Source organism: Thiothrix litoralis (assembly GCF_017901135.1).
Taxonomy (GTDB): Bacteria; Pseudomonadota; Gammaproteobacteria; order Thiotrichales; family Thiotrichaceae; genus Thiothrix; species Thiothrix litoralis.
The window spans coordinates 847,855-861,810 of sequence record NZ_CP072801.1; the positions used below are offsets into that span (position 1 = coordinate 847,855).

Genomic DNA, 13,956 nt, shown 5'->3' on the forward strand with positions numbered 1-13,956 from the left:
ATACGTCCTATTCTAGCCCTTCATGCGTATCCAGCAGGCGCTTTTTGAAGAAAAGCAGCATTACGCCACCCGTCAATACGAGGTTGGCAATGAGTGTTGCGCCAGCGGCTCCCTCGGTACCGTAGAGTGGAATCAACACCAGATTGGCCATAATGTTCACCACTAACGCAGCCCCCAGCATGATATTCAAATAACGCACCTGTTTCTGAATAATGAATAGGAAGGAGAAGGTCAAGCTCATTGCCCGCACCCATTGCGCCACCAACAGAATCGCCAGCGTTGCCCCAGCCTGCACGTATTCCGGTTTGAAAACTGCCAGCAAGGTATCACTCAGCAATAACAGCAACAGGGTGACACCACCCAGAATACCTGTCACCAGCCCAGTTGCTTGCCAAAAAAACCGCCTCAATTGTTCCGGCTGATGTTGGTGGATGCGCAGCAAACGCGGGTAAATAGTGGCATCCAGCGCCCCCAAGAAAAACAGGCTGACAAACGACAAGCGTGCCGCCACTGTAAACAAGGCCACATGCTCATTCGATAGCAGCAAGCCCGTGAGCAAGGTATCCGCCCACAACATCAAAAACGAAAAGAACGACACCGGCGCAAGTGGCAAGGACTGTTGCAATACCTGTTTAATGCTGAACTGTGTTGCCGCTGCCGGGTGCAAGCTTCGCCACCACGGGCGCACCCAGTAAAACGAAGCCAACCCCGCCAGTACCAGCGAAGCCACATACAGCAGCAAATAATGCTGGTTTTCCCGGAATCCCCACCAGAACAGCACAATCAGCAGCATATAAGCCACCGCAGGCAGCGAGTTCTGCACCAGAATCGATTCGGAAGTATGGCGGATCGCTTTCAGGAATGATGAATTCAACATCACCAAATTGAAGAATAAAATGCCACTACCCGCCAGCATCAAGGGCAGTATCTGGATAGCATCATCAAACAGCCAATGCCGTGATAGCGGTGCAAGTAGCAACCAACCCAGCATGAAAATACCACTGCTGATCAACACCATGCGGTAGGCATCGCGCAGATGTACGCCTTGCTGAGCGGTTTCAGTGTCCTGAATCCGCGCCACATCGCGCACCAGCCATTGTTCCACACCCAAGCGGCTGAACAGGGAAACGCCCGTGACCAGCGTCATCAGCATAAACACCATGCCTGCTTCAGCCATCGACAAAGTGCGGGTCAACACGATAGCCACGGCGAAATTTAAGCCGACACCCGCAAATCGGGCGATGGTCGACAATACGCTGGTGAGTAGCAGGGATGGGTTTTTTAGATTCATGTGCGGATGGCTTGATCAATAAAATCCACCAGCGCTTGCCGTCGGGAATCTGCCGCCAAGGGTGCTGCCTGCAATTCATGCCGCCGTTCCAGCAGTGCCACCAGTTCGGCTTGGGTGGTGGCGGTATACACGCCGGGCAGTTTGCCCATCCAGGCCAGACCGTCGAGTTGGTGATCGTTGCGGTGTTCGCCCAGCGCGTGTTGGCGGTTCATGACAATGATGGGTTTACGGCTTTCCAGCGCCGTAATGATATTACCCATGCCCGCGTGCGAAATGATCAGTTCAGCCGCCTGCAAATGCTGGTTGAAGATTGCCGTGGTCATGAAGCGTTCCCATTGCAGGTGTTGCGGCAAGTATTCGCCACCCGCTATCTGGGCAATGCCCGCGACTGCGTGTTGTGTTGCCCATTCATCCACGTAGCGGATCAGGCGATCAAACGCAAACTGTGTACCGACAGCGACGAAAATCACAACACAGCCCCTTTGAAGAGGATGTCTTGACCATTGCTCAAATGTTCCCATTGCGTCAGGAAAACGTCAGCGCGTTTTTTGGCGAGTTTGCCCGCACGGGAAATCTGTTTCACATTAGCAATGCTATCCACCCAAATGGTGCGGATACCCAGAAAACTGCCCAGCCAAATCGCTACTGCACCCGGTGCCGCGCCGGTTGAGAGGATGGCTTTGGGACGTTCCTTCAAGAGGATATACAGCACCTGTAAGGCACAAGGAATCAAGCGCCATTTATCATCAGCACTCACATCCATCACCGAATACACCTTGCGTTCACTTCGGTTACGCTCAGTGAACAGGGCGGCAGGCATGGCGTAAACCACTTGGTAACGCGCTTCCAGTTCTGCACTCAGCCGGGTTAACTGAATCCAATGCCCACCCGGCGACGAAATCGCCAGTAACTTGGGTAGCTTAGGCGTATCACTCACGCAGGCTTCCTCAAATAAAATGCTGCCTGATCCCCCTGATTGATCGCATTCAATTCCCGCGCCCGCTGCTCGAATTCATGTATCTGTTTAGCAGTAAACAAAGAATTGTCCGGCGACTCTGCCCACGAACGCGGGTCACGCAGCGGAATATCCTGCTCATACTGCTTGCTGCCCCAAAATTGCAGGGCGTTAGAGTCATACACCACTTGTTCGGTAATGAAACCGGCCTGTTCCGCCAGTGCCTGCATACTCTTGACCGAATGCAGATACAAATGGCGCGGCGCATCCAGTTGCACCCAATTCACCCCGTATTCCTGCCACACATAAGACGACACGGTAGGAATACGCACCAGCGCGACCCCACCCGGTTTCAGGATATTGAACGCCTGCCCCAGATTGGTACGCTGGTTAGGCAAGTGCTCAAAGGAATGGTGAAACATCACCAGATCCCACTGCCCCTGTTCGCTGAAAATATCGCGTTTCTCGATGCGCAGGCCATTCGGGTAAGCAATGTCTGCCTGATTGAAAGGGTCGATACCGAGCAGGTTCTGAAAGCCTAGTTCACGCAGGGAGTGCAACAAGTGGCCTGCACCACAGCCTACGTCGAGAATGCGAGCATCCCGCGCCAGCTTGACCGGGCGTAAAGTCGCCAGTTTGGCATTGGGCATCAAGAGGTGCATGACACGCCCCAGCAGGTTGGTGCCAGTCACTTCATACGTATCGCGCAACCGCGTCATGGTTTGCTTTAAGGGGTTGCCTGCTTTGCTGGCATCGCTGTAGGAATAATAATTTTCCGGGTAATAATCAGCGATATTGGCAGGAATCTTTTCGATTTGCAGGCAATCACAATCCGCGCACTGGAAGTAGTGGTGCTCATCCCGCAGCCCCAGCATCATTTCTTTGGCGACATAGCTGCGGTGTTCGCCTTCACTACCACAGATACGGCACTGCATCAGGCATTGCCCTCGTGAGTACCGAACAGCTTGATCGTGCCATCCTGCCAGAAAGCCGGGTGCGCCAGATACCAATCCAGCGTTTTTGCCAAACCTGACTGGAAGGTTTCAGCCGGTTCGTAGCCCAACTCGCTGCAAATCTTGCGGTTGTCGATGGCATAACGGCGGTCATGCCCCGGTCGGTCAGCCACGTAGATGATGTGCTGATTGTGTGGCACTTGTGGCGAATCCGGGAAACGTGCATCCAGCAGGGCACACAGTTCGTGGATCAGGCTCAGGTTGGCTTGCTCGTTATTGCCGCCGATATTGTAGGTTTCGCCAATGCGTCCGCTGCGGATAATCAGGTCAATGCCCCGGTTATGGTCATCCACGTACAGCCAGTCGCGGATTTGCTGCCCATCGCCATAAATCGGCACAGGCTGGCCTTGCAGCAGCTTGGAAATCGCCAACGGGATCAGCTTTTCCGGGTACTGATACGGGCCGTAATTGTTGGAACAATTGCTGGTGGTGGTCTGCAAACCGTAAGTGTGCTGATACGCCCGCACCACATGGTCAGAAGCTGCTTTGCTCGCCGCATACGGTGAATTCGGTGCATACGGTGTGATTTCGGTGAAAGCCGGATCAGTCGCTGACAGCGTGCCATACACTTCATCGGTGGAAACATGGTGGAAACGGTGTACAAACCCCGGCTTCTCATCCAGCCAGACGGTTTTCGCCGCTTTCAGCAAACTGTGTGTGCCGTCGATATTGGTTTTTAGGAAGGCATCTGGGCCGTAAATTGAGCGATCAACGTGGGATTCGGCCGCGAAATGCACGATGGTGTCGATGTTTTCTTCCCGTAGCAATTGCTCCACTAAGGGCTGGTCGAGGATGTCGCCGTGCACAAAACGGAAATTGGCTTGGCCTTCCAGCGGTTGCAGGTTTTCGTAACGGCCTGCGTAGGTGAGCGCATCCAATACTACCAGCCGGGTATCAGGGTACTGTTGCAACCAGTAGTGGACGAAGTTTGTGCCGATAAAGCCAGCACCGCCCGTGACGAGCAGCTTGTGGGGGGTATATGTCGTTGTCATGCTGTTACGCTTTGTTGTTTCAATTCAGTAAGCATCTGGCGCAGGCTAACCCGCCAATGCGGTAGAGTGTAGCCCAGTTGCTGTTCAGTTGCGCGTCTGTCCATGACGCTGAAGGCCGGGCGACGCGCTGGTGTCGGGTATTCGTCGCTACGCAGCGGCTTGATGGGGATGGCTTTGCTCAGTAACCCCAGCGCCAATGCCTCTTCCTGAATGGCAGCGGCGAAATCGTACCAGCTTGCCACGCCGTTATCGGCGCAATGGAAGATGCCCTGCGGCTGTTGGGCGACGAATGACCAAAGAGTGCTCGCCAGTGTACCTGTCCATGTCGGTGTGCCGATCTGGTCGGCGACCACGCCGAGGGAATCGCGTTCTGCCATCAGGCGCAGCATGGTTTTGACGAAATTATTGCCGTAAGCCGAATACAACCAAGAAGTACGCACAATGGCAGCACTGGGGCAAAGGGCTTGTACGGCCTGTTCGCCTGCCAGTTTGCTAGCACCGTAGACACCGAGTGGTTTGGCGTTGGCTTCCGGCAAGTAGGGGGTGGATTGCAGCCCATCAAACACGAAATCGGTGGAAACCTGTAGCAGGTAAATCCCGCGTTGGGCACTTTCACGCGCCAAGGTTTCGGCAGCCAAGTGGTTGATGGCGTAAGCGCGTTCCACGTCGCTTTCGGCCTTGTCCACGGCGGTATAGGCGGCGGCATTGATGATGACATCCGGCTGATGTTGCGCCAGTGCGGCAGCGATTGGTTGTGGCTGGGTAATATCCAGCGTGTGGTAGTCAGTCGGGATCAGGGTAATAGCGGTGGGGCAGGTGGCTTGCAGTTCTGAACCCAGTTGCCCGTTTGCGCCAGTTAAGAGTATTTTCATGCGAATTTGTCCGCCTCTTGCCAGTTTTTGCCCGCTTCATCTTTGGCGGAAATGGTGGGTGCTGCGCCATTGACCAGCGGCCATTCGATGCCAATGCTGGGATCATTCCAGTGCAAGCTACGGTCGTATTCGGGGGCGTAAAGGTCAGTGCATTTGTAGAGGAAATCTGCCGATTCGCTCATGACGTAGAAGCCGTGCGCAAAACCGGGTGGAACCCATAACATGCGGTGGTCTTCATCTGACAATTCCGCGCCTGCCCATTGCCCGAAGGTTGGGGAGGATTGGCGCAAGTCTACCGCCACATCGAACACCTTGCCGCTGGTCACGCGCACCAGTTTGCCTTGCGGGTGTTTGATTTGGTAATGCATCCCGCGCAGGGTGCCTTGGCGGGAACGGCTGTGGTTGTCCTGCACAAAATTCAGGTTTAGCCCCGCGTCGGCAAAGGTTTTGGCATTCCAGGTTTCCATGAAAAAGCCGCGTGCATCGCCAAATACTTGTGGTTCGAGGATCAGCACATCTGGGATATGGGTGGGGATAATCTTCATTTCAGTAATTCCGTGAGGTACAGGCCGTAACCGCTTTTTTTCAAGGGTTCCGCGAGTGTCAGCAATTGTTCGTCACCGATATAACCCATGCGCCAGGCGACTTCTTCTGGGCAGGCGATTTTCAGCCCTTGGCGCTCTTCAATGACGCGGATGTAGTTGGAGGCATCCAGCAAGGAAGCGTGCGTGCCCGTATCCAGCCACGCCGTGCCGCGTTTGAGCATTTCTACCTGCAATTGCCCACGTTCCAGATACATCTGGTTGACGGTGGTAATTTCCAGCTCGCCACGCGGGGAGGGGCGGACTTCACGCGCCACATCCACAATTTGATTATCGTAGAAATACAGACCTGTTACCGCGTAGTTAGAACGGGGTTTTTCCGGTTTTTCCTCGATGCTCAGGGCTTTGCCATACGCATCGAATTCAGCGACGCCATAGCGTTCGGGGTCTTTGACGTAGTAAGCAAATACCGTAGCGCCAGAGGTTTGTTGGGCAACGCTTTGTAAACGGCTGGATAACCCTTCGCCGTAGTAGATATTGTCACCCAAAATCAGCGTGGCGGGGGAGTTGCCGAGGAATTGCTCACCAATGATGAAGGCTTGGGCTAAACCATCCGGGGAGGGCTGCACCGCATATTCAATGTTTAGCCCCCATTGTGCGCCATCGCCCAGTAGGTGCTGGAATTGCGCAGAATCTTCCGGGGTGGTAATAATCAGGATGTCGCGAATACCGGCGAGCATCAGCACCGTTAGCGGGTAATAAATCATCGGCTTGTCATAGACCGGCATCAATTGCTTGCTGACGGCGCGGGTCAGTGGGTAGAGGCGTGTGCCGCTGCCGCCCGCGAGGATAATGCCTTTGCGCTTGGTGTTGTCGTCTTGCATGAGTGCTGTGTGAACCCGTGTAGCTTGCGATAAAGTCGCCAATTGTAGACAAATCCACAGAAATTTCAGCTAATTCCGGTAATCGGATACACTCATGTTTGCCAAAAACACCGTTGAGAGGAGATCATTATGAAAAAAGTACCCAAGAAGCTGTTGCTGCTGTCGTCCAGTTTGCTGGTTGGTTTGAGCCTGACTGCGGGGGCGGAAGATAAAAAAGTGCATCAAGGTTTGCTGGATAAGTACCAACCGGAGAAAATATCCGGGCATGTTTACGTCATCCATGGCCCCATGGGTTACCCCGACAAGGAAAATCAGGGTTTTATGAACAATCCCGGTTTCATTGTGACCGACAAGGAAGTGGCGGTTATTGACCCCGGTTCCAGTTCAGCCATTGGGCGGGCAGTGTTGGCGCATATTCGTAAAATTACTGACAAGCCGATTACCCAAGTGTTTACCACCCACGTTCATGGCGATCATTGGTTAGGCAATCAGGCATTTCAGGAAGAAAACCCTGATGTGAAGTTCTACGCGCACCCGGCGATGATAGAAGAGGCCAAAAACGGTGCCGCCGAAGAGTGGATTGGTACGATGGATTCCATGACCGAAAAAGCCACCGAGGGTACGCAAGCGATCATTCCGACGGAAGCACTGACTGATGGACAAAGTTTCGATCTGGGCGGCCTGACGCTGAAAGCCCATTTGATCGAAGGCAAGGCGCATACTGACACCGATGTGATGTTTGAAGTGCCTGAAGAAAAAGTGCTGTTCACGGGCGATACTATCAACAACAAGCGCATTGTGCGCATGGATGACGGCAGTTTCGCCGGTGGTATCAAAGCGGCAGATTACGCGCTGACGCTGGGTGTCGACAAAATCGTTCCGGGGCATGGCCACACTGGTAGCAAAAATGTGCTGACCTATTACCGCGATTACCTGAATAAAGTCTACAGCTCGGTTAAGGATCTGCGCGAACAAGACATGGAGGCGTTCGAGATGAAGCCCAAAATCGAGGAAAAACTTACCGATTACAAAGATTGGCAAGGTCTGGATGAAGAGCTGGGCAAGCACATCAGCCTGTCGGTGTTGGAAGCCGAGCAGGAAGATTTCTAAGTTTACTCGCCCAACATTTCCTGAATATCCACACTGAAGTTTTCCAGAATCGCAGCACTGTCTTCGGGGCTGCGTTTCTGGACTTCATCGTAGAAAAACCGTACCGCACTTTCTAGGCTAACACCTTGCTGGAGCAATTCCAGTGTGTCCAGCCCAATTTTTAGCAGGCTAATGTCCACATCCAGCGTGTTAACTTTGTGAAAGTAAAACTCATGGATTTCTTTGCACAAACGTGGGCTGCGAATTTCCAGAAACACGTCACCTTGGTCATGTTGCATGACCGGTGCCATCATGATCAGCGTGGACTTTTTGGGTAGCAGAATCAGGCTGGGAAACAGGCTGGTGCAGGCGAAGTCTGCCCGCGAAAAAAAGTGCAAGTGCTTGGAGCGCTGGCGGAAATACGCCAGATAATGCCGGAGAATATCACCCCTTGCGGCGTAACTGTGACGGCTGATGGGCGAAAAAATAAAATTAAGCAGTGAATCCAGCGTGTGGATATGGGTTTCCGCGTAGTCCGGGTGGGCAATCTGCTGGAAGCGTTCACTGCCATCATGCGGGTTTACAAAGAACGACGAAGGGAACTGGCTATACGCCAGAATACGGCCTTCATTTTCTAGCTGGCAGAGGTGCTGGTCAGCTTCTGCATTGGTGGCGAAATGTTGCAGGCGAAATTCGCTTTGGCAAAATGTTTGAAAATGCGGCTTCAGCAGCGTGCTGATGTCGACCTTAAACAGACTGGCATAGGCCAGCAATTTAGGGACATCCAGCGCGGTTTCTTCGCATTCAAGCCGTGAAATATCCGGTTGTAACACCGAGAAGCCAGCCTTCATGTGCGGCTTCAGGAATGTCTGTAACAGGTATGCCATATCAGCCTGGCTGTGATGGGCGGTTTTGCGTAAAGCGTGTAACTGCTTGCCGTCCTGCGGTATATGCCCTTCTTGAATTATGTTATTACGCATTGGCTTACTTATTATTAATATGGATTAGGCCAAATAATATGCACTATTTTTATGCCATATGCAAATTTTGCATGGTGCATTAGCTGAACGATAAATGAACGAAATGATTAGTTTTTGTTATGACCGATAAGTAGTATGGGTTTTGCTGATAAACAACAAAATATGGAGCAAACCCCATGAAAACGCTTGCAATGATCTTGAACGTTTCCCTGCTGACCCTCTCTCTTCAGGGCTGCGTTATTTTGTCGGACACAACCCTCAAAGCTAAGCCTATGCAATTAGCGGAGGCTGGTGGGGTAGATTCGGAAGTCGCACAGCCAGAAAGCACTGAAAAGGTATCGACCGAACTGATGGTTGAAATTTTGCGTGATGTGTTTGTTCCCATTTTTACGGTCTTGCTTACGCGGGGGTAACACTACTGGCGCACGGGGATGGCTGGCGTGTTAAACTGCACTGCAACATTTAACTGATTTCGGGAGCCAGCCTGCATGAGCACCAAACCTAATCCTCGTGTGACCGTCACCACCTTGCGCAAGATGAAGCGCGAGGCGGAAAAGATCGTCATGTTGACCGCTTACGACGCCAGTTTTGCCAAGGTGCTGGACGCGCAGGGGGTGGATGTGATTCTGGTCGGCGATTCCTTGGGCATGGTGATACAAGGGCATGAAACCACTGTTCCGGTGACGATGGATGACATGGTTTACCACACCCGTGCGGTGGCGAAAAACTGCCAGCACGCGCTGGTCATCGGCGATTTACCCTTCATGAGTTATACCTCGCCGGAACAGGCTTTGCGTAACAGCGCTCGCTTGATGCAGGAAAGCGGTGCTCACATGGTGAAGCTGGAAGGCGGTGCGCCACAAGTGGCTACCGTTGCCCAGCTTGCCCATCACGGTGTACCGGTGTGTGCGCATCTCGGTTTGCAGCCACAATCTGTGCATAAACTTGGCGGCTATCGGGTGCAAGGGCGTGATGAAGCCGTTGCCAAACAAATGCTGGAAGATGCCAAAGCCTTGCAAGATGCCGGGGCAGATATGCTGGTGCTGGAATGTGTACCCGTTGCGCTGGCAGCACAGATTACCCAAGCGCTGGAGATTCCCACTATCGGTATTGGTGCAGGCCGCGAATGCGATGGGCAGGTGTTGGTTTTGCACGATATGCTGGGCATTTCCCCGCGTGCGCCGAAGTTTTCCCACGACTTTATCGGTGCGGGGGCAACCATTCCGCAGGCGGTAGCGTCTTATGTACAAGCGGTAAAAGCCGGAAATTTCCCTGAAGATCAACACTGTTTTTTCTAAAAGAGCACTCCATGATTATTGTTCAAGCCATTGATGCCTTGCGTGAAGAACTCAAAAGCTGGCGGCGGGCAGGCGAAACCATCGCCTTTGTCCCGACGATGGGTAATTTGCACGCAGGCCATATTGCCCTAGTCAAACGGGCGCAGGCATTAGGCAGCAAAGTGGTGGTATCCATTTTCGTCAATCCTACTCAGTTTGATCGCCAAGAAGACCTTGCCGCTTACCCGCGTACCCTGACGGAAGATTGTGCCAAACTGCAAGCGGCTGGGGCGGATCTGATCTTTACCCCAACCCCGGCGTTGATGTACCCCAGCGGTGGTTTGGCCACGAAAGTGGAAGTGCCGGGCGTTAGCGAATGGTTGGAAGGTGCTTCGCGCTCGGGGCATTTCACGGGCGTTTCCACCGTGGTCTGCAAATTGTTTCACATGGTGCAGCCCGATGTGGCGGTGTTTGGTGAGAAAGATTTTCAGCAATTGATGCTGATTCGCCAGATGGTGCGCGACCTGGATATGGATATTCATATCGAGGGTTTGCCCACGGTACGTGAATCCGATGGGTTGGCAATGAGTTCGCGCAATGGCTACCTGACAACCGTTGAGCGTAAACTTGCGCCCAGCTTTCATTTGATCCTGCGTGAAGTGGTTGACGCGCTGCACAAAGGAAGGCAGGATTACGCGTCCTTACAGATTGAGGCAGCGAAGTCGTTGGAATCACGTGGTTTTCGTCCCGATTATGTGGAAATTCGCCGCGCGGTTGATTTGCTTCCCGCTCAGGTAGAGGATACAGATGTAGTGGTGCTTGGTTCAGCATGGCTGGGTAAGGCGCGACTGATCGATAATATTCCCTTAACATTGAAAAAAGTAACAGAAACATCATAATAGTATTGCTTTGTTGCATACTTGATTGAACGTTACGGAGGAACCGCCCCATGGAGCTGACGCTTCTCAAATCCAAGCTGCACCGTGTTACCGTCACTCACGCTGAGTTGGACTACGAAGGTTCCTGTGCGATTGACGATGACTTGCTGCGTACCGGTAATATTCGAGAATATGAGCAACTGCATATTTACAACATTACCAATGGCGAACGTTTTTCAACGTATGCCATCCGTGCTGAAGCAGGCAGTGGAATTATCTCGATCAATGGTGCGGCTGCGCACAAAGCCAGTACCGGCGATCTTATTATTATTTGTACGTATGCGGGTTTCGCGGAAGCAGAAGCCAGTGCACATAAGCCGCAGTTGGTGTATGTCGACCCACAGAATCGGGTGACGCATACCTCAAAACAAATTGCGGTACAGGCTGCTTAAGGGAAGATTGCACAAGGAACGTGCTGTTGGTCGGAAAAAGAGGAAAAACCGAGCATTTCTTGTTATGGTTGTCGCTCGGTGTTGGTTGCGATACATCGCTTATTGTTATGATTCTCATCTGTTGCGGGTCTGCTCACCCTTGCAGATGGTTAAATTTCAAGGTCGGCTTGGCGTTCAATAACGCTTGAGCCGACTGGCTTTCTCATAACAGTTCCATCGTTAGCCGGGCTTATTGTTATTGCTGTGTGCCCTTCGTCCATGCGCTGCATCTTACGGGTTTGGGCTGAATCAGTACTTAATTCATTAGTTATATTTATATGCTTATTTATCTGATTTTTCAGGCTTATAGAACTTAATCCCCTGTTCAGTTTTGGCCTTCTCGTAATCACGGTCGAAAATCAGTTCTACATCCATATCGGCTTCAATATCACCTGCTGCCTTGACCATCTGTAAATCAGGGATGCGGTTTGCCAGCCATGTACACAGCGCCATTGCCAGCGAATAGTTTTCTGCAAATAAAGCATTGACCATCGAGTTGGCGACAAATTGGGAGCGCAAGATCGGGTCAGGTGTTGGATGAAATTCCCCGTTAATTTGGATGCCCTGATCCATTTTGGCATCCATATTATCCAGATAAAGGCGTTGGTGGCCGGGAATAGGTTGGCTGCGATCGAATTCCAATACAGGAACAGCGTTGACCACCACGTGAAGTTTATTGCCTGCTTGTCGCATGGTTTACCCCAGATCGTCGAAGCCAGCGAGTTTATATAGGCGCTTGGCTTCTTCTTCATCCTGCGGAACGCCGTTGCCTTGCTGGTACATCATCGCCAGCGTGGTCAGCGAGCCTTGTAGCCCTTGTTCACCGGCCTTGTGGAACCATTTGGCTGCTTCTTCACCGCTTTTGGGGGCGCATTCGCCTTCCATGTACATAAAACCCAGCCCGTGTTGTGCCAGACCGTAGCCTTGTTCGGCAGAGGCTTTCATCAACTCAAAGGCTTTGGCATCATTACGCACCACTCCAAGGCCGTTTTGGCACATAATGGCGCACAGGTGCTGCGCAATCTGGTCGCCTTGATCGGCAAAGGGGGAAAGCAGTTGCATGGCGCGGGAAAAATGCTTGGCTTCAAACGCTGCCATGCCGCTGGCAAAATCCATAGAGTCATTATCGATTTGTGACACGGGAATCTCCTTGAACGTAAAATCGGGTTCCAATCTTAGCGCATTCTGCCCTTACTTCCGAAATAGCCCGCCGGGGCGTGAGTTTTACCCCTAGAGGGATATTCAGAAATGGGGGCGTGCTTCTTAAACTTTCGCGATATGGAAAATGCCACGATGACTGAAACAAATACCGAACGCAATTTAAAATTGCACATGCGCCAATGCATCCAAAAAGTAGCGACAGGCCCTGAATACAGCAAGGATCTGAACTACGAGGATGCCTATTACGCCATGCGTCACATTTTGAGTGGCGAGGCCGACCCTGTGCAGGTGGCGGTTTACTTTATTGCGTTGCGCATGAAACGCGAGACCGATGAGGAAAACCGAGGCACGTTGCAGGCATTGATTGATATGTCCGCCATCAGCACCGCAGCGGTGGATGAAGTGCTCGACGTGTCTGACCCGTATGATGGTTATACGCGCGGTGTACCGGCTTCCACCTTTGTGCCGGTGGTCTTGGCGGCGATGGGCGTACACGCTGTCCTGCACGGTCTGGAACAGGTAGGGCCGAAGTTTGGCGCTACCCACCACAAGGTACTGAAAGCGGCAGGTATCAAGGTCAATTTGACCCCGGCTGAAGCGGTAGCACAACTGGAACGCATCGGCTGGACTTACCTTGATCAGCGCCAGTTTGCGCCCGGTTTGCATGACTTGATCCCCATCCGTCAGCGGATGATCAAGCGTCAGGTGCTGACCACGGTAGAAACCATGTTGGGGCCTATCCGTGGCAAGCTGAAAACCCACTGCATGGGGGGTTATGTTCACAAGGCATACCCGCCGATTTATGCGTCGCTGGCACGTCAGGCAGGTTTTGACAGCGCTATGTTTGTGCGTGGTGTGGAAGGTGGCGTGATTCCTTCCCTGCAACAATCTGGCAAGCTGTTTTATTACTACGGGCAGGGCGAAGAGCAACAGCGTGACCTTGACCCCAAAGAATTTGGGCTTCAAGCCAGCGTGCGGGCAGTGCCTTTGCCGGAAGACTTACCCGCCGCCCCGATGATTGGTGATGAGATTGCCACCACGGTTGACAGTGACGCTCTCGCAGCAAAAGCGGCTGAAATGGGCATTGCGGCACTGGGTGGTGAAAAAGGTTTGATGTACGACAGTCTGGTATACTCGGCTTCAATCTGTCTGGCACATCTGGGGCGTTACGGTTCGATACAGGAAGCCGCTGATGCGGTACGTGCCACGCTTGATAGCGGTAAGGCACTGGACACACTGCGTGCTGCGGCATAAGCGCATCACGTTTATTTTCATTTTTGATTTTAAGAGGACATGACAAATGAATATGCAGTATTACAACGCTGTCGTAGAAATGGAAAAAGCTGGCGTTGACGCTGAGTTCCTGCAAGGCTGGCAAGGTGGCTACCTGCTGAACCCCATGCGTGAAGAGCAGCGTCTGACTGAAGCCTATGAAGCAGGTTATGCGGCCGGTCAAGAAAAAGACATGGAAGCCTATAAAGAGTGGCTCGCTGCCTAAGCGTTTCCCATTCTGGTGAAGATACAAAAAAGC

General features: G+C 52.5%; 18 protein-coding genes. 7 read left to right on the forward strand and 11 right to left on the reverse strand.

Going from position 1 to position 13,956, the window contains the following annotated elements; translation table 11 throughout:
- Window positions 1–7: 7 nt before the first annotated feature.
- From J9253_RS04040 to rfbA, 8 genes are read right to left on the reverse strand one after another with little or no spacing between them, the layout of a single operon-like run.
- Entirely contained in the window at window positions 8–1,291 is a 1,284-nt protein-coding gene (locus J9253_RS04040) for an oligosaccharide flippase family protein (RefSeq protein WP_210223413.1), read from the reverse strand.
- Entirely contained in the window at window positions 1,288–1,761 is a 474-nt protein-coding gene (locus tag J9253_RS04045) for a glycosyltransferase (RefSeq protein WP_210223414.1), read from the reverse strand. The genes J9253_RS04040 and J9253_RS04045 overlap by 4 nt, the downstream gene beginning before the upstream one ends.
- Window positions 1,758–2,228, reverse strand: a complete 471-nt coding sequence (locus J9253_RS04050; protein ID WP_210223415.1) for a glycosyltransferase family protein — start codon at window positions 2,226–2,228, stop codon at window positions 1,758–1,760. The genes J9253_RS04045 and J9253_RS04050 overlap by 4 nt, the downstream gene beginning before the upstream one ends.
- Window positions 2,225–3,181, reverse strand: coding sequence for a class I SAM-dependent methyltransferase (locus J9253_RS04055; protein ID WP_210223416.1), 957 nt, complete (start codon window positions 3,179–3,181; stop codon window positions 2,225–2,227). The genes J9253_RS04050 and J9253_RS04055 overlap by 4 nt, the downstream gene beginning before the upstream one ends.
- Window positions 3,181–4,251, reverse strand: a complete 1,071-nt coding sequence (gene rfbB / locus J9253_RS04060; RefSeq protein WP_210223417.1) for a dTDP-glucose 4,6-dehydratase — start codon at window positions 4,249–4,251, stop codon at window positions 3,181–3,183. Before rfbB ends, J9253_RS04055 begins: the two co-directional genes overlap by 1 nt.
- Window positions 4,248–5,123 (reverse strand): dTDP-4-dehydrorhamnose reductase, encoded by an 876-nt coding sequence (gene rfbD / locus J9253_RS04065; protein WP_210223418.1) that lies wholly within the window; start codon window positions 5,121–5,123, stop codon window positions 4,248–4,250. The genes rfbB and rfbD overlap by 4 nt, the downstream gene beginning before the upstream one ends.
- Window positions 5,120–5,668, reverse strand: coding sequence for a dTDP-4-dehydrorhamnose 3,5-epimerase (gene rfbC / locus J9253_RS04070; protein WP_210223419.1), 549 nt, complete (start codon window positions 5,666–5,668; stop codon window positions 5,120–5,122). Before rfbC ends, rfbD begins: the two co-directional genes overlap by 4 nt.
- Complete coding sequence (gene rfbA / locus J9253_RS04075) at window positions 5,665–6,549, reverse strand: glucose-1-phosphate thymidylyltransferase RfbA (RefSeq protein ID WP_028487883.1); 885 nt, start codon at window positions 6,547–6,549, stop codon at window positions 5,665–5,667. Before rfbA ends, rfbC begins: the two co-directional genes overlap by 4 nt.
- Before the next feature lie 129 nt (window positions 6,550–6,678).
- Here rfbA and J9253_RS04080 point away from each other — a divergent pair, with 129 nt between their 5' ends.
- The gene (locus J9253_RS04080) at window positions 6,679–7,659 is read left to right on the forward strand and encodes an MBL fold metallo-hydrolase (RefSeq protein ID WP_210223420.1); all 981 of its coding nucleotides are present in this window, start codon (window positions 6,679–6,681) and stop codon (window positions 7,657–7,659) included.
- Between the two features lie 2 nt (window positions 7,660–7,661).
- Here the strand turns inward: J9253_RS04080 and J9253_RS04085 are convergent, their stop codons facing one another.
- The gene (locus J9253_RS04085; protein ID WP_210223421.1) at window positions 7,662–8,618 is read right to left on the reverse strand and encodes a helix-turn-helix domain-containing protein; all 957 of its coding nucleotides are present in this window, start codon (window positions 8,616–8,618) and stop codon (window positions 7,662–7,664) included.
- Window positions 8,619–8,794: 176 nt separating this feature from the next.
- On the opposite strand from J9253_RS04085, the gene J9253_RS04090 reads away from it, so the two are divergent.
- From J9253_RS04090 to panD, 4 genes are all read left to right on the forward strand, one after another.
- Entirely contained in the window at window positions 8,795–9,031 is a 237-nt protein-coding gene (locus J9253_RS04090; protein WP_210223422.1) for a hypothetical protein, read from the forward strand.
- 75 nt (window positions 9,032–9,106) lie between these two features.
- Window positions 9,107–9,916, forward strand: coding sequence for a 3-methyl-2-oxobutanoate hydroxymethyltransferase (panB, locus tag J9253_RS04095; RefSeq protein ID WP_210223423.1), 810 nt, complete (start codon window positions 9,107–9,109; stop codon window positions 9,914–9,916).
- A gap of 11 nt (window positions 9,917–9,927) precedes the next feature.
- A complete protein-coding gene (gene panC, locus J9253_RS04100) occupies window positions 9,928–10,794 on the forward strand; it encodes a pantoate--beta-alanine ligase (RefSeq protein WP_210223424.1) in 867 nt (288 codons plus the stop codon).
- Between the two features lie 50 nt (window positions 10,795–10,844).
- Entirely contained in the window at window positions 10,845–11,225 is a 381-nt protein-coding gene (gene panD, locus J9253_RS04105; protein ID WP_210223425.1) for an aspartate 1-decarboxylase, read from the forward strand.
- 321 nt (window positions 11,226–11,546) lie between these two features.
- On the opposite strand, the gene J9253_RS04110 is transcribed toward panD, so the two are convergent.
- Both J9253_RS04110 and J9253_RS04115 read right to left on the reverse strand, forming a co-directional pair.
- Window positions 11,547–11,957, reverse strand: a complete 411-nt coding sequence (locus tag J9253_RS04110) for a hypothetical protein (RefSeq protein WP_210223426.1) — start codon at window positions 11,955–11,957, stop codon at window positions 11,547–11,549.
- A 3-nt stretch (window positions 11,958–11,960) separates the two neighbouring features.
- A complete protein-coding gene (locus J9253_RS04115) occupies window positions 11,961–12,404 on the reverse strand; it encodes a tetratricopeptide repeat protein (protein ID WP_028487891.1) in 444 nt (147 codons plus the stop codon).
- Between the two features lie 153 nt (window positions 12,405–12,557).
- On the opposite strand from J9253_RS04115, the gene J9253_RS04120 reads away from it, so the two are divergent.
- Together J9253_RS04120 and J9253_RS04125 are read left to right on the forward strand one after the other, a co-directional pair.
- Window positions 12,558–13,679: an anthranilate phosphoribosyltransferase gene (locus tag J9253_RS04120; RefSeq protein WP_210223427.1), complete on the forward strand. Its 1,122-nt coding sequence runs from the start codon at window positions 12,558–12,560 to the stop codon at window positions 13,677–13,679.
- Window positions 13,680–13,725: 46 nt separating this feature from the next.
- Window positions 13,726–13,923, forward strand: coding sequence for an Alvin_2107 family globule sulfur oxidation protein (locus J9253_RS04125; protein ID WP_028487893.1), 198 nt, complete (start codon window positions 13,726–13,728; stop codon window positions 13,921–13,923).
- Window positions 13,924–13,956 lie beyond the last annotated feature (33 nt).